Genomic DNA, 22,230 nt, shown 5'->3' on the forward strand with positions numbered 1-22,230 from the left:
CTACTCTACCCGCGGTGACGAGCGCGGCTGTACGGCGTATCCACCATGGGCAGATCCGGACGCAGCTTGCCGTCAAATGCGCGGTAGGCGTTCTGCACGGCGGGCGCCGTGGGGATCGTTGCGATCTCGCCGATGCCCTTGCCGCCGTATGCCACGGGCAGCAGCTCGTCCTTCTCCACGTAGATGGCGTGGATATCCGGAATCTCGGGGGCACGGAACAACCCGAGCGTACCGTACCTTGCCTGGGGTACGCAGTCCTTGAGCGGCCAGTCCTCAGTAAGCGCATAGCCCATACCCATGAGCACGCCGCCTTCGATCTGACCCTGGATGGAGATGGGGTTGACCACCTTGCCGGAATCGTGCGCGGCATAGACCTCGCTCACGCGACCGTCATCATCCAAAATGACCACATGCGTGGCAAAGCCGTAGCAGATGTGACTCTTGGGGTTGGGAACATCCGCACCCAGTTTGTCGGTCGGCTCCAGGTACACGTAGCCAAACTCGCATCCCTCGAGTGCCTTGATGGCGGCCGCGGGATCCTGAGGATGCATACCCTGGCCGGCGACGAGTTCCTGCGTGCGCAGCTGATAGGCGCGGCCGTCGTCGTACTCGATCTTGACGCCGTCGCCATGGGCGCTCACCGGGGCGGTAGGCGCAGGCTTGCCGGCCTCGATGCCAACCATGGCATCGCGCAGCAAGAAGGCGGCGCCGCGCACGGCCTCGCCGGCCACAACCGTCTGACGCGAGCCAGACGTGGTGCCGGAGTCGGGAGCGTTCTCGGTAGAGCACTCGCCGTTGGCGATGCAGCTCAGCGGCAGACCGCAGGCCTCGGCAACGTCCTGCAAAAAGACCGTGTTGCAGCCCTGGCCGATGTCGGACGTGGCGGCATAGACCACGGCCACGCCGTCCTCGACGCGAATCTTGCAGCGGCCGGCATCGGGCAGACCCACGCCCACGCCGGCGTTCTTCATGGCGCAAGCGATGCCGGCGTGTCCGGGATGCGCGTAATAGGCATCCTTGACCTCGAGCAGCGTCTCCTTAAGCGCCGTGGAGCAATCGGCGATCTGGCCGTTGGGCAAAACCTCGCCCGGCTCGATGGCGTTGCGGTAGCGAATCTCCCACGGATCCAAACCGACCTTCTCGGCCAGCAGGTCGATGAGGCTCTCGAGCGCAAACTCGGACTGGCAAACGCCAAAGCCGCGGTACGCGCCGGCAGGCGGGTTGTTAGTGTAGTAGCCAAAGCCGCGGATGTCGGTGTTCTGGTACTTGTAGGGGCCGACGGCATGCGTGCAGGCACGCTCGAGCACCGGGCCGCACAGCGACGCGTAGGCGCCGGTGTCAAAGTTGATCTCGCAGTCCAGGCCGGTAAAGATGCCCTCGGCGTCGCAGCCCAGCGTAAAGGTGCCGTCCATCGCATGACGCTTGGGATGGAAAGCGAGCGACTCGGCACGCGTGAGCTTGCACTTCACAGGACGCTGGAACTTATATGCGGCGAGCGCGGCCAGGTGCTGGACCGAAACGTCCTCCTTGCCGCCAAAGCCGCCACCCACGAGCATGGTCTCGACGACCACACGCTCGGGTTCGCTATCCCAGCCAAACATGTGGGCGCACTCTTTGCGCGTATCGTAGGCACCCTGGTCGGTCGACTGCACCTTGACGCCGTTCTTGTACGGGAAGGCGACGGCGCACTCGGGCTCCAAGAAGGCATGCTCGGTAAAGGGCGTGGTAAAGCGCTGCGTCACGGTAAACGCGCTCTCTGCCAGCGCCTTGGCGGCGTCACCGCGCGTCACATGGCGGCTCTGACACACGTTGTCCTTGAGCTCCACCGTGTTGCCAAAGGCAAAGAAGCTGTCGTGCAGGCGCGGGGCGTCGGCAGCCCTGGCCTCGACAATGTTACGCACGGGCTCCAGCGGCTCGTAATCGATCCTGACGAGCTTCTTGGCCTTCTCGAGCGTCGCCTCGTCCTCGGCAACCACCAGCACAATGGCATCACCCACGCAGCGGGTGATATCGCCCTGGGCGATCATGACGTCCCAGTCCTGGATAAGGTGGCCGACCTGGTTGACCGGCACGTCCTCGGCGCGCAGGATGCCCACCACACCGGGCAGGGCCTCGGCCTTGGAGGTATCGATGGAGAGCACGCGGGCGCGCGGATGCTTGGAGCGCACGGCGCTGGCGTAGGTCAGACCCGGCTGATCGAGCTCGTCGATGTCGTCGGGGTACTTGCCCTCGCCGAGAACCTTCTTGCGCACGTCGATGCGGAAGGCGCACTTGCCCACGCCGTAGTCGTCGCCGCGCTCCAGGTCCTCGTCGATCTGCTTTTCGCCGCGGAGCACCGCAGCGGCCAGCGAAATGCCCTCGATAATCTTCTTGTAGCCGGTGCAGCGGCAGACGTTGCCGCGGATGGCGTACTTGATCTGCTCCTCGGTGGGCTCGGGGTCCTCGGCGATGAGCGCCGCGCCCGCCATGACCATACCGGGGATGCAAAAACCGCACTGCACGGCACCCACGGCACCAAAGGCGTACACAAAGGCCTCGCGCACGTCCTCGGGCAGGCCCTCGACAGTCACGATGTTGCGACCGGCGGCAAGAGCAGTGGTCAGTACGCACGCCTTGACGGCCGCGCCGTCCACATGGATAGTGCAGGTGCCGCAGGCGCCCTCGGAGCAGCCGTCCTTGGCGGAATGGATGTGCAGGTCGTCGCGCAGGTAGCGCAGCAGCGGCTTGTTCTGAGTCGTTGTGCGCTCCACGCCGTTAACGGTAAAAGTGAATTCCTGTGCCATGGTGATTCCCTTCTACACGCCGGCGGCGATGCCGGTGCGGTCGTGAATGGCGCCATGCGGGCAGACGACGGCGCACATGCCGCACGACAGGCAGTCCGCGCCGTCGATATGGGCGCAGTTGTCCTCGATGCGGATAGCGCCGGCAGGGCACTTTTTAGCGCACATGCCGCAACCGATGCAGCTCGTGTCGCAGATCTTGCGAGCAATGGCGCCCTTATCGGTGTTGTTGCAGCGCACCAGAATGTTCTGGTAGCCGGGAACGAAGGCGATCACGCGCTGCGGGCACGCCATGCCGCACAGGCCACAGCCCGTGCACTTGGAGCGATCCACGCGGGCGATGCCATCGACCAGCGCAATGGCGCCATGGGGACAGGCCGTGACACAGGCGCCACAGCCAATGCAGCCTTCGCTGCAGCGGGCGTCGCCGCCTGCGGAAGCACAGCCGCTTCCGCAGGCAACGTAGGCCACGTTATGTTGAATGGATTTGGCCATAAGAGACTCGCCTATTTCTTAAGAAGGTACGAATAGTTGTCGCGCACGGCCCTGATGGTCAGGCGGACGGCCTCGGGAAGACCGGTGTTGACGGCATCGACCGAGACGGTGCGGACCGTGCCGGCGACGCGGACCTTAAAGTGATCCTCGTCCACGGCCAGGAAGCCCTCGTTCTCGGAGTTCTCCATGTCCTGCTCGCTCCAGAACAGGGTGAGCTTGTCCTTGTAGGGACGACCCTCCTGGTAGGGGCAGAACACGGCGCAGTTGCCGCACTCGTTGCACATGCCATCGACATGTACCACCTGGTGCTTGGCCAGGCCCGGCACCTTAATTGCCACGTTGGCGCGGTTGGGGCACACGTCACAGCAGACCTCGCACACCGAGCCGCAGCCCAGGCAGCGGGTCTTGGTGCAGTTGCGCTTGTCACGGCACAGCGACCCCTTGCGCTCGTAGCAGGTGTCCTCGCGACCGGCCTGCTCGTTGCAGTCGACGTACTTGTTAAAGTCCACGCCGGCGATGGCGCGGGCGACTTCGGCGGCGTCGGCAATAGCCTCGACCACGGTGGCAGGACCGCGACGGCAGTCGCCTGCAGCCCAAACGCCCTCGACGCCGGTGGAGGTGGCGGCAAGGCGGCCGCGACGGTCGTGCTCGACGCCCGCGGCGTCGTACAGGCTGGCATCGATGCCCTCGCCCACGGCGCAAATCACCGTGGTGGCAGGAAGCTCGACGGTCTCGCCCGTGGCGACGGGGCTGCGACGGCCGCTTGCATCCGGCTCGCCAAGCTCCATAACGTCGCAGGTCAGCACGGCGTCGTTGAGCGCCTTGGGCGCCAGCAGCTCACAGAACTCAACGCCGTCGGCAAGAGCAAGATCGAGCTCTTCCTCGTCGGCGGGCATCTGCTTCTTGGTGCGGCGATACACCAGGCGCACGTTCTTCACGCCAGTCAGGCGCTTGGCCACGCGGGCCGCGTCCATAGCGGTATTGCCGGCGCCGATGACCACGACATCCTCGCCCAGCTCGAGTTTCTCGCCCTTCTTGGCGGCCTCGAGGAACTCCAGCACGTCGAGCTCGGCACCCTCGCCCAGGCCCGCAGAGCCGGGCATCCAGGCACCGGTGGCCACGACCACGTCGGTAAAGCCCTGGGCCTTGAGCTCGTCAATGGACTCCACGTGAGCGTTGAGCTGAACCTTGGCGCCAAAGACCAGGCAGAGCTCGGCGTCGTGGGAGATATCGTCGCTCGCGATACGGAACTCGGGGATCACGTGACGGACCACGCCGCCGAGAGAGTCGCGGGCCTCGAAGATAGTGACGGGCACGCCGGCGCGCGTCAGGAAGAACGCCGTCGCCAGACCGGCCGGGCCGCCGCCGATAACGGCAACGTTGCGCTCGGCGTCGTTGGCAATGGCCTGGGCGCGCAGCTTGGGCAGCACGGCGGTCATGGCCTCGCGGGCGGCCTTGAGCTTGCTGGCGCGAATCTGGGCGCCCTCGGGCTCGTAGAATGCACGCTCGCAGGCACGGCCGCAGGGATGCGGGCAGATGGTACCGGTAATGAACGGCAGGGCGTTGCGCTCGATGATGATGTTGAGCGCGTCCTCGTAGCGGCCCTCGTCAACAGCCGCCAGATAGGCAGGGATATCCTGCTGGATGGGGCAGCTCGTACGGCAAGGCGTGGTAAAGCAGTCGGAAAGCGGGCTCTTACCGGCGACCTTGCGGTCGGGCAGCGGGCGCAGCGGCTTCTTGTAGAGCGGGTTGGTGAGCGAGTCGGTCTGGATCGCAGTCACGGCCTCGAGCGAGACGCCCGCGAACGGCTTGCCATCCAGATCGGTGAACTCGCCGGCCATCTGGCTAAAGCGCTCGTAGCCACCGGGCTTGAGCACGTCGGTCGCCAGAGTAACGGGCCAAATGCCGGCGTCATACAGGGCACGGATGTTGTAGACCGTGGCACCGCCGGAGTAGCTGATACGCAGCTTGCCGTCAAACTGCTCGGTAATGCGGCGGGCAGCCTCGATGGTCAGCGAGAACAACGAACGGCCGGACATATACATCTCGGTGGAAGGCAGCTCGTCCCTGGTCACGTCGACGGGGAACGTGTTGGTCAGCTTGACGCCAAACTCCAGGCCGTGCTCGGCGCACAGGGCAATCAGGCGCTCGAACATGGGCACGGCGTCGGCCCACTGCAGGTCCTCGCGGAAGTGCATGTCATCGAAGACGATGTAGTCAAAGCCCAGCTCGTTGAGGCGCTGGCGGGCAAACTCATAGCCCAGCAGCGTGGGGTTGCACTTGATGTAGGTGTTGAGGCCCTTCTCGGTGATGAGGTAGGTCGCGATGCGCTCGATCTCGGCGGGCGGGCAGCCATGCAGCGTGGACTCGGTGATGGAGTTGGACACGCGCGCCGGAATGGACTCGACAAACGCGGCGTCGACATGCTCAAACTTGTCCAGGTTGGCGAGTGCCCAGGCACGGCACTCGTTCCAGACGTCGGAGCCGCTGGCACCCTTCATGCCCTCGATGTAGGCGTCGACCTTGGGGCTCTTAATGCCCTCCAGGTCATAGCCCACCGACATGTTGAAGACAAAGCCGTCCGGGCTGCCCAGACCGTACTCGCGAGCGATCAGGTGGCAGGCAAACCATGCCTTCACGTACTCGGCAAAGGCCTGCGGAACCTCGAGCTCGGTCGACCACTCGCAGTTGTAGCACTCGTCCTGTGCCACGATGCAGGGTTTGTTCACACACTTGGAGAGCTCCTCGCCGTCCATAACCTGGACGGTCTTGAGCTCAAAGAAGCGGGAACCGGCCACGTAGGATGCCACGATGTTCTGGGCAAGCTGCGTATTGGGACCGGCGGCCGGGCCAAACGGAGTCTCGATGCGCTCGTCAAAAATGGGAAGCGCACCCTCCTGGTTGGTCGTGACCATCTTGCGCACGCCAAAGATGGCGTCCTGGGTCTTGTGCTCCTCGATGATCCAGTTCATCAGCTGCGAAAACGGGATCGGCCTCATGATGTCGCTCATAATGAGCTCCTCTCTGTAACGCCCGGCGAGACCGCGCGGCGGGCGCAAATACGGTGTAGCGCTAGCACGGCGCCGGCGACCCCGCGGAGGCCGCCTATACGCGCGTCGGATGTGGCGAAACATCCGACGCGCGTGAATCTCCAATTGGAATTAATACACGCGATCGTTGAGCGTGCTCCAGAGCTTCTTGGACTCAGCCATGGTCCACGCGTTGATCTTTTCCTCATCAATGCCAACGAACTCGCGATCCTTGTACAGGACGCGGCCGTTGATGATGGTGGTACGGCAGTTTTTGCCCATCATGCCAAAGAGCATGTGGCCGTCGATGTTCTCCTCGCTCAGCGGCGTAAAGGGCTTGTAGTCCATGACGATGACGTCGGCGGCAGCGCCGGCCTCGAGCACGCCGAGCTTGCGATCGAAGTACTTGCTCGCCATCTTGGCGTTGTTCTCGAACAGCATCGTCATGGCCTCGCACCAGCCCACGTTGGGCATGGCGGCGTTGTGGCGCTGAATGATCAGAAAGACCTTGAGGCTCTCGAGCATGTCGTGGGTGTAGGCGTCGGTGCCCATGCACACGGGGATGCCGCGGCGGAAGAACTCGAGCACGGGGGCGCAGCCCACGGCGTTGCCCATATTGGATTCGGGGTTGTTGACGAGCCAGGTGCCAGACTCCTTGACGATGTCCATCTCGGCGGGCGTCACGTGGATACAGTGGCCGAGCATGGTGTCGGGACCCAGCAGGTTGTGCTGCAGCAGGCGCTCGACGGGGCTGATGCCACCGCGGTTGAGGCGGGAGTCCCACACGTCATTCATGCCCTCGCACACATGGATGTGGAAGCCGGTCAGGCCGTTGTTGGCCTCGGCCATCTTATCCATGGTCTCGTCCGACAGCGTAAAGGTGGCGTGACCGCCAAACATGGCGGCGATCATGTGGTTGTCGTTATCGCGACGCTCCTTGGCGGCCCACTGGGCAAACTCGGCGTTCTCGGCAATGGCCTGGTCGCATTTTTCCTGGCCGCGGCGATCGGAGACCTCGTAGCACAGGCACGAACGCATGCCCAGCTCCTGAGCTGCATCCTTAATGGTAAAGAGGCTGCCTGGGATCTCGCAGAAGCTCGCGTGGTGATCGAAGATCGTTGTGACGCCATCGCGGATGGAGTCCAAAATCGTGGCATAGGCGCTGGCCTTGGTGCCGTCGAGTGTCAGGTTGTCATCGATCTTCCACCACTGCTGCTCAAGATTCTCCAGGAAGTTGGTGGGGTTGCAGCCCTTAATGGCAAGGCCGCGAGCCAGACCCGAGTAGATGTGGGTGTGGCAATTGATGAGTCCGGGCATGATGAGGTTGCCCTGGGCGTCGACGTACTCGGCATCCGGGTACTTGGCCTTGAGCTCGCACTCGGGACCTACTTCGACGATCGTATCTCCGTCAATGGCGACCGCACCGTTGGGAATGAACGGGGTCTGAGCGTTGCGGGTAAAAACGGAACCGTTAGCGACCAGAAGCATGAATGCTCCCTTCAACATCAGGGGCGGGGTTTGACACCTCTGACATGGCGGAGTGCGAAGCGCCGGCCTACACCGGAAACGGGCCCTCTCCCGTCAACGCTTCACCAAAGGGACAAACCCTTTGAAGCGCGGCTTGGCGCCGCATGACGTCGGCGGACGAGGCGATGCGCCCGCCGACGAATAGCACCGAATTGGTTACTTCTTGCTCTCGGGCAAGACCAGATCCACGGCAGCGTCCTTGGCAGCATCGATGTGCTGAGCCACGACCGGCGTCTGCGGAAGGATCAGGTTAAGGACAATGGCCATAATGGCGGTGGGGGTTACGGCATTGGAGCCGATGACGGTGGATACCCAGGCGGGCATACCCTCGCCGGCAAGGCAACCGCTGGCCATCCAGATACCCAGGCCAAAGACGACGGAGGTACCGACGATGGTGGTAGTGCGCTGCGTGAGGCCCTCGCGGGTGAACATGCGCACGCCGTTCATGGTGATGGTGCCAAAGACGCCGACGGTCGCGCCGCCGATGACGGGCTGCGGGATAGCGGAAAGGACGGCAGAGAGCTGCGGGAACAGACCGGCGATGGCAAAGACGGCCGCGATGATCACAAAGACCCACTTGTTGACGACCTTGTTGGAGCAGATGATGCCCACGTTCTGGCCAAGGGCGCTGGTGGGAAGACCGCCCAGCAGGCCGCCGACCATAGAGGTGAGGCCCTGGGACACGATAGCGCCGGAGAGCTCGCGCTCGGTGGGCATACGGTCGATGGAGCCCAGGCAGGCGGCGGAGACGTCGCCGATAACCTGGATGGCAACCATGGGGAACACGACAGCGAGGGTAATGCAGACCTCGGGATCAAACTCGAGCGCGTAGGGCATGAGCTTGGGAAGGGCGAAGACCTGAGCGGTGGCGACGCTGGAGAAGTCGATCATGCCAAAGGGGATGGAGACGATCATGCCGACGATCATGCCAAAGAACACGGATCCCAGCTTGAGCGTGCCCTTGCCAAAGTTGGCGAGCGCAAAGACCACGGCGAAGGTGATAAGAGCGACGCACCAGGCCTGCGGGGTGCCCCATAGCGGCGTACCCATACCGCCGGCCATATACTTGACGGCCGTGGGATACAGCGAAACGCCGATGGAGAAGATGACCGTACCGGTCACGACGGGCGGGAACAGCCACTTGATCTTGCTGTAGGCCAGACCAAAGAGGACCGCGACGGCGCCGCCGACGATCTCGCCGCCCAGCAGCGCACCAAAGCTAAAGCCCGAGGCACCCATGGCCTGCAGGGCCGGGAGGAACGCGAACGAAACGCCCATGACGATGGGCAGGCCGCCGCCGATGCGACGGAAGGGGGCAAAGGCCTGAAGGGCCGTGTCGATCGCCGAAAGAATGAGCGCGACCTGGATGATGTCGGTGCTCTGCTGGCTATTAAAGCCGTAGACGCCGGCCATGATGACAGCCGGGGTGATGATGCCGGCAAACGATGCCAGTACGTGCTGAAGGGCACACGGGATCATTTCCTTAACGGGAGGCATGCCTTCACGAGTGAACAGGGCTTCAGTGCCGTTCTTAACCGTCTCCTGGGTCATTTGACCACCAATCCTCGAAATAGTTGTTTTCGCATCTAACGCTCTATTGTGACGCAGTGCGGGGTTGAGGTTGTGCCTTCGTTGCATATCGTATTAAAGATGATTCTCATTCTCAATAATAATTTTTTGTTATCAGACTGTTCTTGAGCTGGGATTATGCATTTCCGCAGGTCAGGAAAGTGCCTGGTCAAAATAACATCTAACTTTTCTTTTGGTCAACCGTTTACCGCCAAATTCCTACCGTTCGTCTGTATTACGCAATGTACCTGCGGATATACGAGATGAAGAGCAGCGTGTTACCATGAGAAAAAATTGTTATGAAACTTCCGATTTCACCCAAAGGAGTTGCCCGTGAACGAGACCGTACGCCGCTTTTTGCCGATGGTCGATTTCCTGGAGCAGATACTCGGTAAGAACAGCGAGATCGTCCTGCACGATTTCTCGGATCCCGACCATGCCATCGTCGATATTCGCAACGGCATCGTGAGCGGTCGTAAAGTCGGCGGTCCCGCCACCGATCTGGCGCTCAAGATCATGCACGACCCCAAGTATCGCGACCTGCCGTTTATTACGGGCTACGAGGGGCGCGGTGCCGGTGGCAAGACGTTGGAGTCCGCGACGTTCTTTATCCGCGAAAATGACGAGATCGTCGGTATGCTCTGCGTCAACACCGACCTCTCGACCGTACGCTCCATCAACGCCATGGCGCAGCAGCTCATGGCGTGCTTCGACGCAGCGCCGACGCGCACGGAGCCCGCCCCTATCGAGGTCGAAAGCCTTTCGGAGTCCACCCAGGAGCTCATCGACCGCAGCATTGCCGAGTTGCTGAGCGCGCGCGGGCTGGATGTAGCGTCGCTTGGTCAGAGCGACCGCGTGGACGCCATTCGCCACCTCAACGGCAACGGGGTGTTCATGCTCAAGGGCGCCGTGGCCTGCGCCGCCACCGCGCTGGGCATCTCGGAGCCCAGCGTGTACCGCTACCTGCAAAAAGTCCGCAAGGAGGGCTAACGAGCAAAATGAAGCGCGGCTCCACAAGCGATTCGTCACCTGACAAAAGACCCTGCAGCTCGCACGCGCTGCAGGGTCTTTTTGCATGTCATGTTTAGTTGTGGCCAACGCCTTAGAGAGCGGCGACGACCTCGATCTCGACCAGACCGCCAGCCGGAAGAGCGGCAACCTGGAAAGCGCTGCGCGCGGGGAACGGGGCCTCGAACTTGGAGGCGTAGATCTCGTTCACGGCGGCGAAGTCGGCAATGTCAGCCAGGTAGACCGTGGTCTTGACGACATCGGCAAAGGTGGCGCCGGCAGCGGTCAGCAGGGCCTCGACGTTAGCAAGGGACTGCTTGGCCTGGGCCTCGACGCCCTCGGGCATCTTGCCAGTTGCGGGATCGATGCCCAGCTGGCCGGACAGGAACACCATGTTGCCGGTCTGGATACCAGGGGAATACGGGCCGATGGCTGCGGGTGCGTTATCGGAAGACACGACGGTCTTGCTCATGTTTTTCTCCTTACAAGTAAAAGGGAACGGGAGCGCGGCGTTCACACCGGGAGGCACAGTTCGGTCTGAACACCGCGCTTGATTGGGATAGTACTCAAGGTTTCCGCGCGATGCAAGATTATTATCACGTTGCGAGAATATTTTATCGCCCAACGGTTTCCCCGGACCGCTGAACGGTTCTCATGTGAAGCAGCCAGTCCAAGCTGCTGAAGACTTTATCCCGCTTAGAGCACGGGCATCGCCTGCCGCGACGGCACCACTATACTTTTGAGTATCTGAGCATTTTGAAAGGCAGGATATGACCGCAACCGCCAGTCGAACCACCAACCGCAGACCCGAACTCTTGGCCCCCGCCGGAGGCCCGGAGCCCTTTGCCGCCGCGCTCGCCGCCGGGGCAGACGCCATCTACTGCGGCATGGGCAGCTTCAACGCACGCCGCAAGGCCACCAACTTTACCGACGAGGCCTTTGAGCAGGCCTGCCGCGCCGCGCATCTGGCCGGCTCGCGCGTCTACGTCACGGTCAACATCGTCATCAAGCAGTCCGAGATGAGCGATGCGCTGCAGCTCATCCATCGCTGCTCCACGCTGGGCGCCGACGCCTTCATCATCCAGGACTGGGGCCTGTTCTTTGAGGTCAAGCGCACGATGCCCGGCATCGAGACGCATATCTCGACCCAGGCGAACATCCACGACGACCGCGGAACCCTTTGGTGCCGCGAGCAGGGCGCCGACCGCGTGACCCTCTCGCGCGAGCTTTCCATCGACGAGATTGCCGCCATTCACGATGCCGCGCCCGATGTGGACCTTGAGGTCTTTAGCCATGGCGCCATCTGCTTTTGCTACTCTGGCCTGTGTCTGCTTTCGAGCTTTGCCATGGCGGGACGATCGGCCAACCGTGGCATGTGCGCCCAGCCCTGCCGCTTGCCCTACGAGCTGATCGACGAGAACGGTCACTCGCTCTCCCCTGCCGGTCGCGAGCGCGCGCTGTGCCCGCGTGACACCAACACTTCACAACTTGTTCGCCGCCTGTATGACGCCGGCGCCGCGTCGCTCAAGCTCGAGGGCCGCATGAAGGCGCCCGATTACGTGTATTCCATCGTCGACGTGTATCGTCATCAGATTGATGACATGCTGGCCGGAACCACCGTTGCCAAGGACGAGAAAGACGCCCGCCAGCGCCAGCTCAAGCGCTGCTTTAACCGCGACTTTACGCACGCCTATCAGGACGGCACCTCGGGCGACGAGATGATGAGCTATGAGCGTTCCAACAACCGCGGCCAGATCGTGGGCACGGTGCTGGGCAGCCGCCCGGCCAACCGCGATGTGCGCGGCCTCAAGCCCGACGACCGCCGTCGCCGCGCCGCCATCGCCCGTATTGAGCTGTTTGAGCCCGTGGGCAAGGGCGACCTGCTGGAGCTTCGCCACGATAACGAGTTTGACCAGTTCCTGACCACCATTGCCGCCGATGATGCCGCAGCCGGTGAAGTCATCGAATGTCGCGTACCCCGCAGCATGCCCGAGGGCTGCCGCGTCCGCGTGATTCGCAGTCAGCGTGCCATCGACGCCGCCGGCGCCGCGCTCAAGCGCGATGTGCTGCGCCGCCGAGCTGTTGATGTGTCCGTCGTGGCGCGTCTGGGCGAGCCGTTTACCGTTACGCTCACCTGCTGCGACGACCCTTCGCTTACGGCCACGGCCACGGGCTTTACCGTCGAGGCCGCCAAGACCCGTGCGGTCGAGGCGTCCGATCTGGTTGAGCACGTCGGCCGCATGGGTTCCTCTCCCTTTGAGGCTGCGAGCTTTGAGGTGGCGCTCGATGAGGGCTGCGGTATGGGCTTCTCCGCCGTGCACAAGGTGCGCGCCGCCGCTTGCAAGGCGCTGGAAGAGGCCATTCTGGCACCGTACGAGGAGCGCGCCCGCACGCTCGAGCTACCGGCGACTGTCACCAATGATTCCCGCCCCGCGCCCGAGCACTACCGCGATGAGCCGCAGATCTGCGCTACCGTCACCTCGCTCGAGGCCGCCGAGGCCGCTCGCGCGGAGGGTGCAACGCGCATCTACATGACCACCGACGCGCTCGAGGCTGTCGGACTCTCCCCTGCCGATGCATTTGAGCAGGGTATTGTGCCCGCACTCGACGAGGTCTGCCGCGCCGTTGACCACGCCCGCGTTGACCCATGGGTTGTTGCCGGCGCCACGGTCGCTATTGGCAACATCTCTGAGCTTGCCCTGGCCGCCCAGGTTGGCGCCACGGCCGAGATTCGCTCTTGCCTGCCGGTGCACAACACGCCCTGCATGGAGGCGCTTGCCGAGCGCGGAGCCGGTGCGTTTTGGCTCTCGCCCGAGATCACGCTCGACGAGATTGTCTCGCTCGGCGCCGCCGCGCCCGCGGCTCTAGGCATCACCGTCTTTGGCCGCCCGCGCGTCATGACAAGCGAGCATTGCATTCTGCAGGTTGCCAACGGTTGCATCCACGATTGTGCCAGCTGCCGCCTGCGTGCCCGTAAGCTCTCGCTCAAGAATATCGACGGAAAGGTCATGCCCGTCCGCACCGACATCCACGGCCGCTCTCGCCTGTACGACGCCTACCCCATCGACCTCACACCGCAGGTTCCACAGCTGCTCGACGCCGGCGTGCGCCGTCTCATGGTGGACGGAACGCTGCTCGAGACGGATGAGGTGGGCCGTGCCGTCGCCCGCGTCCGTCGCGCCGTCGAGGCCGCGCAGGCCGGTCGCAAGCCCGCCGCCCGCCTACGCGGGGCGACCTCGGGCTGCATGTTTGTCGGAATCAGCTAACTGAAAGGCTTACACGTGAACGAAGAACCTCAAGTCCTCTACTGCGACGCCTGGCTCATGGCCATCGACAAGCCTGCCGGTATGATCGTCCACGGCGATGGCACCGGCGAGCGCACGCTCACCGACTACGCCAGCGACCTGCTGCTGGCGATGGGCGACGGCTTTGCCGCGACCGACATGCAGCCGCTCAACCGCTTGGACCGTGACACCACCGGCGTGGTGCTGTTCTCACTCGACAAGCAGACGCAGCCCGCCTTTGATCAGATGATCATCGACCACGCGTTCGAAAAGCACTACCTGGCGCTGGCCGAGGGCAAGATCGACTGGAACGAAAAGCTCATCGACAAGCCCATCGCCCGCGACCGTCACGACAGTCGAAAGATGCGCGTCGGCGCCAGCGGCAAGCCGTCTCAAACACGCGTAAAGGTGCTCAAGCGTCTTAAGAGCCGTCGAGGCCTGCCCACGCGCTCGTATATTGATGTCGAGCTGCTCACCGGCCGCAAGCATCAGATTCGCGTGCACCTGGCAAGCGAGCATCATCCCCTGGTTGGCGACGACCTGTACGGAACGCCGCGCCCCTGCGGCCTCATGCTCCATGCCCACAGCGTGTCCTTTACGCATCCCGTAACCGGCGAGCACATCCACATCGAAGCCCCCTGCCCCTGGGAGCCCTAAACCACCACAAAGGGGACAAGCACCTTTATGGTGGTTTTGCCGCAATGGCTCAGCCGCGGTCCCAAAACGTCTCGATCTGTAACAGTTAGAACCCATTTTCCGGTCTATCTGTTACAGATCGAGACATTCGAATCCCCCTTAAGGGAAAATCTCAATCTGTAACAGTAACTCGGCAAAATCGATCCCAGATGTTACAGATTGAGACAAAGGGACGGCGCGGTTCGGAAGCATCTCAATCTGTAACACCTATCCCACTTTTAACGGTCCAGTTGTTACAGACTTAGACAGAACCAGTAGACGACGAAAGCGGCAACGTCCGTGATGGACGTTGCCGCTTTTCTATTGAGAAAACTAAATGGTTTTGACCTTGCCCCGCCGCTAGACCGTGACGACGTTGTCCATTGCCCGGTACTTGGCGGGCACCTCGCCCGCGGTGATGATCGTTGCATCGCGAAAGTCCGCGAACTTGACGGGCGCCACCATGCCAAATTTGCTGGCGTCCGAGATTACGAAGCGTTTGGCCGTATGACGCATCGAGATGCGCTTTACTTGGGCCTCCTCGATATCGGGCGCCGTGAAGCCCTGCTCGGCGGCGATGCCATTAGAGCCCCAAAAGCCACAGTTGAAGTTGTAGCGATCTAAGGTTGCCAAGGCATCGGGGCCAACGAGCGCCTCGGTCTCGGGTTTGAGCTCGCCGCCCAGCACCACGGTACGCATACCCCGCAAAGCAAGGCGCTGAGCATGGAGCACGGAATCGGTCACGTAGGTGACATCTTCAAGGTGGGGAAGATGCTCGATGAGCCTGAGCGTCGTCGAGCCCGAGTCGATGTATACAAAGCTCTCAGGCTCCACAAGCGCCGCCGCACGGGCGCAGATACGCTCCTTGTCATCGTTATGGAGGTCGCTGCGCTCATTAAGCGTTAGGTCGCGCGTCACGTGCGCGCGCTCAAGACTCGTCGCCCCACCGTGGACCTTGGCGATGCGATGCGCTCGGTCGAGCGTCTGCAGATCGCGCCGAATGGTAGACGCCGTCACGCCCAGGGCCTCAGCAAGCTCCGGAACGGTAACCGAGCCGGCCTGCTGCACCATCGATACAATCGCGTTGAGCCTATCTTCCGCAAGCATCGCTTACTCCTCCTCGGGGTACACGACTCCCCAGTCGGCGCGAAGCTTGGTCATAAGCTCCATAACATCAGAAGCATAATCCAGCAGCTCGCGCTTGGAGTCGTCGCCGGCAACGGCCTTCTCAAGATCGGCCATCTCGTAGCACAGTGCGTAGGCCTCGGTGCCAGCGTGGACCTCCTCGCGATGGCCGTCGGCAGTCCACACGATGGTCGCGTGATCGGCACGCGGATACTCGTTGACCTCGATATAACACTTGTCGAAGCTAATGATCGAGCGCTTGGGCTGCTTGGAGTGGAGCGTAAGGCCCACCACGCCCAGCTGCTGTTCGGCATTACGGCAGACGATGCCGCCCGCAACATCGACGCCAGTCTCGCAGGTGTTGCCTAGAGACACGACCTCGGCGGGCTGGCTGGCCATAAAGAGACGCATGACGGACAGGGCATACACGCCAATATCGAGCATGGCACCGCCAGCAAGGTTGCGGTTGTAGAAGCGATTGGTCAGATCGCCGTACTCCTTGTAGCTGCCAAAGTTGAGCTGAGCGAGATTCATGCGGCCGAACTCACCGACATCCATGCGACGACGCAGCTCCTGATACAAAGGCATGTGGAGCACCGTGGTGGCGTCCATAAGGACCACGTTGTGCTCGGCGGCAATGGCACGGGCCTCATCGAGTTCAGCGGAATTGAGGGTAATGGCCTTCTCGCAGAGCACGTGCTTACCAGCTGCCAGCGCAGCGCGCAGATAGGTGATATGAGTGTTGTGCGGGGTGGTGATGTAGACGGCGTCGATGTTCTGATCGGTGTAGAGGTCCTCGACCGTTTCATAGACCTTCTCAATGCCATACTGCTCTGCAAAAGCCTGAGCCTTGGACAGTGTGCGGTTGGCAACGCCCGCAAGCTTGCGGCCGGCAAGAGCGAGAGACTGGGCCATCTGGTTGGCGATAACACCGCACCCGATCACAGCCCAACGGAGCTCGGGAGCCGTAAAGATATCGTCGGGGAACGGCTTGTCCTGGACCGAAGCGAACGCTGCTTTGGCGGCTGCCGCCGCGTCGAGTGGAGCCTGCTTGAAATCTGCCATATGTGCCTCCTGGGTCATGGAGCGTCTAACATTTCTGCCGTCTCTATATTCGCACAAATTAGCGCGTATGTGCGTACTTTTGCGTATATAACCGCCAAATGGTCATAATACAGCCGCAGACGGTGCTTATACACGCATAGCCACGCAATCCTACGCACACAAATACGCACAAATGCGCACTAATCATTACTCAGAGACGGGGAATTCTGCTTAGAACTCAAAAGACAGGATGATCCGCTTCGCCTCGTCGCTCATGGCGCGCTGCAGCTCTAAGGACCGTCCCAAACTGCCGACAGAAAAGGAACGTTCCAAACTGCAGACAGAAAAAGAACGTCCCCAGGCGCCGGCATTTCAAGAGCACTCATTTAAGTCTGTCCCCAATGAGTGGGAGCAATCAGAGACTCTTTGCGAGGGAGGCCGGACGTGGCCTTCCTCGTTTTATTCATGGACTTTAGTCCGTGCCGTGCGGCACGCGCGGCATAGAAAGCCACCCGCTCAGCGGGTGGAGGCCAATTTCCGCTACGCGACAAAAACCTTCCCCCTAGCATGAGGATTGTTCAGACCATCATACTAAGGGGAAGGTGATTGCTGTGGCCCAGAAAGCCAACAGCCTCGCGCACACGAAATGGCTGTGCAAGTACCGCATCGCACCGAGGTCAAGCTCATCGCCGCCATCGTCGAGAAGCACCCCAAGGCGCGCTTTGCCGTGAGCTGCACCTCGGCCCACGCCGACCTCTACGACCGCATGGAGCAGGCCCTGTGCGAGCGCGTGGCCAACGCGGTGGAGGTCGTCCGCTCCGACATCAGCCCCGCGCTTCTTGTCCACACCGGTCCAAACCTCGTGGGTGTGGCGGTCCAGGGACTCTAACGGAGGCGGGGCGTCCTGCCCCAAAAAACAAATGCAAAAGACGAGCACTTCTTGCCGCTCAATTGGCAAGAAGCGCTCGTCTTTTCTTAACGCGTTGTATGGCGGAGAGAGCGCAAGTTACGCGAGCGCCCTTCTTGCCAGCTCGGCCGCGCCGAGGATTCCTTGGTCGCCGCCGCAGCCCGGGGCGCAGATGTAGCTCTCCATGTCCTTAAGCTCGGCGGTCTGGATGTAGCCACCCAGATATTCGAGGGTCTTCTTGCGGACGATGCCGTAGAGCTGCTCCTGGTGCATCACGCCGCCGCCGAGGACGATGCGGCGAGGCGAGTACATGAGCACGAGGTTCGCGCACATCTGCCCCAGATAATCCCCTTCGAGCGCCCACACCTCATCGTTGTCCGCGAGCTCGGCCGCGGGCTTTCCCCAGCGCGCGGCGATGGCGGGGCCGGAGGCGAGGCCCTCGAGACAGCTCGCGTGGCTCGGGCAGACGCAGCGTCCCTCCTCAGTGGGACGGGTCCTTACCAGCATGTGGCCGGCCTCGGGGTGCAGCATGCCGTGAAGGAGCCTGCCCGCGCACATGACGCCCGCGCCCACGCCGGTGCCGATGGTCACGTAGACGGCGTCCTCGAGCCCCTTGCAGCAGCCGAAGACCACTTCGCCGAGACAGGCAACGTTCACGTCCGTGTCGTAGGCCACCGGAATCCCGAGGGCGTCGACGAACGCGGCGCGAAGACCATAGCCTCGCCACGCGAGCTTGGGCGTCTGGAGGATGGAGCCGTAGCGCTCATCGTCGGGGTCGACGCAGGTCGGGCCGAAGGCGCCGATGCCCAACGCGTCCACATCGCGGGCAGTGAACCACTCGATCATCTGCGGGACGGTCTCGACGGGCGTAAGCGTCGGGGTCTCTATACGGTCGAGGACCTCGCCGTCGCCGGACACCACGGAACAGACCATCTTGGTCCCGCCGGCCTCGAGGGCGCCGAGCCTCATTTGCTTTTCGCTCATGTGATCCTCCTTGCAAAGGGGCGTCCGCGGTCATGGTCAACCGCGGGCGCCCATAACGTTGGCTTGTTTCGAGGCGACCCTACCTGGGCACGCGGTCCTGCCTTGCGGCAAACGGGGCGAGCACGGCGTGCGGCTCGCTTTGGTACCAGTAGGCGACGGTGGAGATGTCGTCCTCGCGCTCGTAGAGCTTGATGTCGTCGTTGCCGAGGTCCTGGAACGTCACGCGCAGGTCCTCCTTGAACGAGATCGGGTCGGGAAGGTGCCACCTGTAGAGGCCGTGCCTGGGCAGCGCGTCGTCGTTGGTCGCGAGCATCGGGTTCGGGTTCGGCTTGCCCGCGCTGAAGCGGTCGCGCGTGGCGTCGCGCGTCGAGCGGTACGGGTAGCCGGCGAACAGCGTGTTGAAGCACTGCGCCTCGGGCAGCGCGTGGGGCGGCCTGTCGAGGAAGGCCCAGGCACCGCCGAAGTAGTCCTCGGCTCCCGTCGAGGTGACCGTGGGGAACTCCTCGTCGCCGTCGAGGAAGAACTTCATCTCGCCCTCGCCCCACCAATAGCGCTCCAGGGCGCACAGGGCCATGTAGGTGCCGACGTAGTAGCCCTTGCCGCGCACGCCGTCGAGCACGGTGTAGTCGACGCCCCTGCGGGTGCTGCGCTCGCGGTTAAAGCGGGCGTGGAAGTACATGGCGTCGTCCGGCACGTCGGTGAGCGCGTAGTTGAACGTGTAGAAGATGTACTTAATGAACCCGGGGTGCTCGCTCGTAAGCGTGACCTTGGCGTGCTTCCTGAAGGGCATCTCGAAGTAGCAGTTCATGCCGCCCGTCGGGTTCACGCAGATGGGCATCGAGTTGACGATGGCGCGCTCACCGAAGCCGTTGCAGAAGAAGTCGCCGACAGGGCACTCGACCGAGGGGGTCTCCTCGTCGTCCCAGTAGAAGCGCAGCACGAGGTCGCGCATGACGAAGCTGCCGGCGGCGGTCTTGTCGGGGACGGTCATCCAGATGTGGCGGATGATGCCGGGGCCCTCGATGTCCGCGAGCGTGATGGTCTCGCCGGACTCAAGGGGCACGCAGCACGAGCCCTTGCGGCCGACGCCGAGGTGGCTGGCCGACATGGCGGCGCGGCCCTTCTCGCCCGTGATGTTCTCGGGGGTGATGGCGCGGCTTTCCTCACCGCCGTGCATCCACACGTCCTTAAGGAACTCTCTCATCGTCGACCTCCTCTATTCGTCGTCGTCGCGCTCGGCGGAACTGGCACCGTTCACGTAGATGATCTGCTGGCGCGCCTCGTTGACGAGGGCGTCGAAGTCGAGTTTCTCGTCGGGGCGCGCGAGCGCGACCGTCATGGCGAGCGGGAGGTTGACACCCGCGATCACGTGGATCCGGTCGGAGGCGAAGCGGGAGAAGCGCTGGTTCACGCTGCCGCCGTACGCGTCGGTGAGGACGACGACCTCGTCAGTGCCCGAAAGAGCCGCCTCGACCGCCGCGTCGAGCCCCTCGCCGTTGTCGTTCACGTAGGCGCACACGGCGTTGACGGCGTCGCCCTTACCCGTAAGGAACTCGAGGGTGTCCTTGAAGCCCTGGGCGAGAAGGGAATGGCTCGCCACAACTATCTTTCTCATTGATTCACCAATCTCTTGGGTCGAAGCTAGGCGAGGATGCCGGCGGCGGAGGCGACCATCGCGAGGACGATCACCACGAGGATGAGGGCCGTCATGCTCGCGTTCTTCTTGGTAAGAAGGTAATACGCGCTTCCCGTGATGGCGGCGGGGATCATGGCAGGCAGGATCTTGTCGAGCAGCGGCTGAATCTCCATCGCGACGTCGCCGAAGCTGAAGCTAATCGGGCAGGTGACGCCGATGACCGAGGCGATGAGGCAGCCGACCACGGTGAGGCCGAGCACGGAGGCGGCGGCAGTGAGGTTGGGAAGCTTCTCGCTGAAGTCGGTGACGAGCTTCACGCCCTGCTTGTAGCCGAACTCGAGGGCGTGCATGCGGACCCAGAAGATGGCCAGGATGAGCGCGAACCAGATGCCGGCTCCCACGGGGTTGCCCTCGATGGCCATGTAGGCGGCGATGGAGCCCATGATGGTCGGGATCATGGTCATGAGCAGGGAGTCGCCGACGCCGGCGAGCGGTCCCATGGTGCCGATCTTCAGGTCTTGGACGGCGTCCGCCGCCGCTAGGCCGTCGCGCTCCTCCATGGCCACGCAGGCGCCAAGGATGATGGCGGCGAGCCAAGGCTGGGTGTTGTAGTAGCGGAAGTGGTTGTTGAGCGCTTGCTTATAGTCCTCGTCGTTCGTGTAGATCTTCCTCAGGACCGGCGAGAGGGCGTAGGCGACTGAGGCGCCCTGCTGGGTCTGGTAGTTGAAGGTGCACACGCTCATGAGCCAGCGCCAGTTCGCGTTGCGCAGGTCCTTCTTGGTGACCTTGTAGCCGGAGGGCTTGCCCTCGGCGACGGCGGTGATGTTCTCGTTTTCCATGGTTACTCATCCTCTCCGATGAAGGCGTCTGCGGAAGCGTGGGCGGCGAGCTCGGTGTCCCTCTCGGCACGCTGGTAGAACGCAATCGCGAGGGCAACGCCGACGATGGCGGCGCCGATGATGGGCACGTTCAGGAAGGCCGAGAGGAAGAAGCCGGCGAGCAGGTACTGGAAGTACTTGGCGGTTGGCATGTAGCGGAGCAGCATGGCGATACCGACGGCCGGGAGCATCTTGCCGGCGAGGGTGAGGCCGGAGAGGAACCACTGGGGCATGACCTCGAGGAGCCAGTTGACGGCGGGCTGGCCGAGCGTCACGGAGACAAAGACGGGCAGGGCGGCGCACAGGCCGAAGAGCGCGGGGCAGACCCACAGGATGGCGTTCATCTGATTGAACTTACCCTCGTTGCAGAACTTCTGGGACTTCTCGACGACAAAGCCGTTGAGGATCTTGGCGACGACGTCGAGCTGGATGCCGAGCATGCCGACCGGCAGGCCGATGGCGAGGCCCGTGTCGGAGCCCAGGGTCACGCCGTAGGCGGTGGCGATGATGGCCATCGTGCCGTAGTCGGGAATGGAGGAGCCGCCGAAGCCCGCGACGCCGAGCTGCATGAGCTGAATGGTGCCGCCGATGACAAGGCCGGTCTTCCAGTCGCCCATGACGACTCCGGTGATGAGGCCCCAGAAAACGGCGTAATTGACGAAGATCATCGGGATGCCGTAGTAGTCCACGTGCTTGATGAAGGCCAGCAGGGTCAAAAGGACGACCTGCAGGATAGTGAAGTTGACCATATTTCCCCCTTAGATGAGGTCTGCGACGGAGACGGGCTTGTCGGCGGGCACGAACTGGGCCGTCACCTTGACGCCACGGGCGATGAGCGCCTTGTAGCTCTGGACGTTCTCGGCGGAGGCGTAGGCGCGCTGGGTGAGCTGGATGCCGTCCTCCTTGACGAGCGAGCCGCCGACGACCAGCGACGGGAGCTCGACGCCCGACTCGACCAGGCGAAGCATCGTCTCGGGCTCCTTGGCGATGACGAAGACCCTCTCGCGGTCGTACTTGCCCGCGGCGAAGTTCTTGAGCGCGGTCTGCTCGGAGATGATCGAAACGGCCATGCCCGCGGGGCGCGCCATCCTCATGGTGGACTTCAGGACCTCGTCGCCGGCGACCTTGTCGTCGATGACCATGACTCGGGTCGCGCCCGACACCGGGGCCCACTGCGTCACGATGATGCCGTGAAGCAGGCGATTGTCGATTCGTGCCATAACAACACTCATGTTTGCTCCTATCAAATGAAGTTTTGCGTTCGGTACTGCCTCGGCGCTATCCGGATT

18 protein-coding genes are annotated in these 22,230 nt (G+C 62.8%); 4 read left to right on the plus strand and 14 right to left on the minus strand.

All coding sequences use genetic code 11. The features are described from left to right. Window positions 1-5 precede the first annotated feature (5 nt). The 5 genes from xdh to ACGHIZ_RS08920 form a co-directional block, all read right to left on the minus strand. Window positions 6-2,783, minus strand: a complete 2,778-nt coding sequence (xdh, locus tag ACGHIZ_RS08900) for a selenium-dependent xanthine dehydrogenase (RefSeq protein WP_390447571.1) — start codon at window positions 2,781-2,783, stop codon at window positions 6-8. 12 nt (window positions 2,784-2,795) lie between these two features. Then, window positions 2,796-3,275, minus strand: coding sequence for a 4Fe-4S binding protein (locus ACGHIZ_RS08905; protein WP_055252516.1), 480 nt, complete (start codon window positions 3,273-3,275; stop codon window positions 2,796-2,798). Window positions 3,276-3,286: 11 nt separating this feature from the next. Beyond that, window positions 3,287-6,286: a putative selenate reductase subunit YgfK gene (gene ygfK, locus ACGHIZ_RS08910; protein WP_390447575.1), complete on the minus strand. Its 3,000-nt coding sequence runs from the start codon at window positions 6,284-6,286 to the stop codon at window positions 3,287-3,289. 150 nt (window positions 6,287-6,436) lie between these two features. Further along, entirely contained in the window at window positions 6,437-7,792 is a 1,356-nt protein-coding gene (ssnA, locus tag ACGHIZ_RS08915; RefSeq protein WP_390447577.1) for a putative aminohydrolase SsnA, read from the minus strand. A 195-nt stretch (window positions 7,793-7,987) separates the two neighbouring features. Then, window positions 7,988-9,382 carry a uracil-xanthine permease family protein gene (locus tag ACGHIZ_RS08920; RefSeq protein WP_089572468.1) on the minus strand — a complete coding sequence of 465 codons (1,395 nt, stop codon included), beginning with the start codon at window positions 9,380-9,382 and terminating at the stop codon, window positions 7,988-7,990. 351 nt (window positions 9,383-9,733) lie between these two features. On the opposite strand from ACGHIZ_RS08920, the gene ACGHIZ_RS08925 reads away from it, so the two are divergent. Beyond that, window positions 9,734-10,390: a PAS domain-containing protein gene (locus ACGHIZ_RS08925; RefSeq protein ID WP_346971892.1), complete on the plus strand. Its 657-nt coding sequence runs from the start codon at window positions 9,734-9,736 to the stop codon at window positions 10,388-10,390. 112 nt (window positions 10,391-10,502) lie between these two features. Here the strand turns inward: ACGHIZ_RS08925 and ACGHIZ_RS08930 are convergent, their stop codons facing one another. Further along, on the minus strand, window positions 10,503-10,880 hold the full coding sequence (locus ACGHIZ_RS08930; protein ID WP_035137477.1) for a RidA family protein: 378 nt from the start codon (window positions 10,878-10,880) through the stop codon (window positions 10,503-10,505). Window positions 10,881-11,178: 298 nt separating this feature from the next. Here ACGHIZ_RS08930 and ACGHIZ_RS08935 point away from each other — a divergent pair, with 298 nt between their 5' ends. Further along, window positions 11,179-13,674, plus strand: a complete 2,496-nt coding sequence (locus ACGHIZ_RS08935; protein WP_390447582.1) for a DUF3656 domain-containing protein — start codon at window positions 11,179-11,181, stop codon at window positions 13,672-13,674. 15 nt (window positions 13,675-13,689) lie between these two features. Further along, entirely contained in the window at window positions 13,690-14,349 is a 660-nt protein-coding gene (locus tag ACGHIZ_RS08940; RefSeq protein WP_233503005.1) for an RluA family pseudouridine synthase, read from the plus strand. A gap of 378 nt (window positions 14,350-14,727) precedes the next feature. Here the strand turns inward: ACGHIZ_RS08940 and ACGHIZ_RS08945 are convergent, their stop codons facing one another. After that, on the minus strand, window positions 14,728-15,474 hold the full coding sequence (locus ACGHIZ_RS08945; RefSeq protein ID WP_055250213.1) for a DeoR/GlpR family DNA-binding transcription regulator: 747 nt from the start codon (window positions 15,472-15,474) through the stop codon (window positions 14,728-14,730). A 3-nt stretch (window positions 15,475-15,477) separates the two neighbouring features. Then, a complete protein-coding gene (locus ACGHIZ_RS08950) occupies window positions 15,478-16,557 on the minus strand; it encodes a Gfo/Idh/MocA family protein (RefSeq protein ID WP_390447585.1) in 1,080 nt (359 codons plus the stop codon). A gap of 625 nt (window positions 16,558-17,182) precedes the next feature. Here ACGHIZ_RS08950 and ACGHIZ_RS08955 point away from each other — a divergent pair. Further along, on the plus strand, window positions 17,183-17,425 hold the full coding sequence (locus ACGHIZ_RS08955; RefSeq protein ID WP_390447588.1) for a hypothetical protein: 243 nt from the start codon (window positions 17,183-17,185) through the stop codon (window positions 17,423-17,425). Between the two features lie 117 nt (window positions 17,426-17,542). On the opposite strand, the gene ACGHIZ_RS08960 is transcribed toward ACGHIZ_RS08955, so the two are convergent. The 6 genes from ACGHIZ_RS08960 to ACGHIZ_RS08985 form a co-directional block, all read right to left on the minus strand. Further along, complete coding sequence (locus ACGHIZ_RS08960; RefSeq protein ID WP_390447590.1) at window positions 17,543-18,427, minus strand: ROK family protein; 885 nt, start codon at window positions 18,425-18,427, stop codon at window positions 17,543-17,545. 79 nt (window positions 18,428-18,506) lie between these two features. After that, window positions 18,507-19,631, minus strand: coding sequence for a glycoside hydrolase family 172 protein (locus ACGHIZ_RS08965; protein ID WP_172676343.1), 1,125 nt, complete (start codon window positions 19,629-19,631; stop codon window positions 18,507-18,509). Between the two features lie 12 nt (window positions 19,632-19,643). Continuing rightward, window positions 19,644-20,042, minus strand: coding sequence for a PTS sugar transporter subunit IIA (locus ACGHIZ_RS08970; RefSeq protein WP_117638023.1), 399 nt, complete (start codon window positions 20,040-20,042; stop codon window positions 19,644-19,646). 26 nt (window positions 20,043-20,068) lie between these two features. Continuing rightward, window positions 20,069-20,902 carry a PTS system mannose/fructose/sorbose family transporter subunit IID gene (locus ACGHIZ_RS08975; RefSeq protein ID WP_089572476.1) on the minus strand — a complete coding sequence of 278 codons (834 nt, stop codon included), beginning with the start codon at window positions 20,900-20,902 and terminating at the stop codon, window positions 20,069-20,071. A gap of 2 nt (window positions 20,903-20,904) precedes the next feature. After that, window positions 20,905-21,690, minus strand: a complete 786-nt coding sequence (locus ACGHIZ_RS08980) for a PTS sugar transporter subunit IIC (RefSeq protein ID WP_089572477.1) — start codon at window positions 21,688-21,690, stop codon at window positions 20,905-20,907. A 9-nt stretch (window positions 21,691-21,699) separates the two neighbouring features. Continuing rightward, entirely contained in the window at window positions 21,700-22,173 is a 474-nt protein-coding gene (locus tag ACGHIZ_RS08985) for a PTS sugar transporter subunit IIB (RefSeq protein WP_117646104.1), read from the minus strand. Window positions 22,174-22,230: the final 57 nt, after the last annotated feature.

It is taken from the genome of Collinsella sp. i05-0019-G5 (genome assembly GCF_042851345.1).
Classification (GTDB): Bacteria; Actinomycetota; Coriobacteriia; order Coriobacteriales; family Coriobacteriaceae; genus Collinsella.